At 55.5% G+C, this 616-nt stretch carries 1 protein-coding gene; it reads left to right on the top strand.

Going from position 1 to position 616, the window contains the following annotated elements; all coding sequences use genetic code 11:
- Window positions 1-616, top strand: a 616-nt coding sequence (locus A6U95_RS09950; RefSeq protein ID WP_198927294.1) for a secretin N-terminal domain-containing protein, incomplete at both ends; no start/stop codon positions are given.

Genomic DNA, 616 nt, shown 5'->3' on the forward strand with positions numbered 1-616 from the left:
GCAAGGCCGGATCGCCATTTTCTATCTCGACACCCGGACGTTCCCGGTCATGTTCATGGACAGTAAGGCGAGCTTTGGCTCCAAAACAGTGAGCGGCACAACGTCGTCCATGGGGGCCACGGGCGACAGCAGCGGCGGTGGACTCAGTGGCGACTCAAATACCTCACAGGCCACTGAGATGGAAATCAAATCAAGCCTGTACGAGGACGTCACCAATACCATTAAGTCGATGTTGACGCCGGGCACTGGGCGCATGAATTTATCCGCCGGTGTATTGACGGTTACGGATACACCGCGTGTGCTTGAGCAGATAGGCCGCTATCTGGATGACCGTAATAAAGAGCTTAACCGGCAGGTGGTGCTCAACGTCCAGGTCTACAGCGTTGAGAAACGTACTCAGGATCAGTACGGCATTGACTGGAACGCCGTATTCAACAGTGGCAGCGTCGGATTGTCTCTGACCAATGCGTTCACTGGGGGTTCATCCGATGCCCTGAATGGCGGTATTTCCATACTTGACGGCAAAGGGGCGGGCACCAAGGCCTTTATCAAAGCCCTGTCCGAGCAGGCGAACGTCAGCGTGATGACAGAAGCCTCGAGCATGACGACCAACCTG

The organism is Serratia sp. 14-2641, from assembly GCF_001692375.1.
Classification (GTDB): Bacteria; Pseudomonadota; Gammaproteobacteria; order Enterobacterales; family Enterobacteriaceae; genus Chania; species Chania fonticola_C.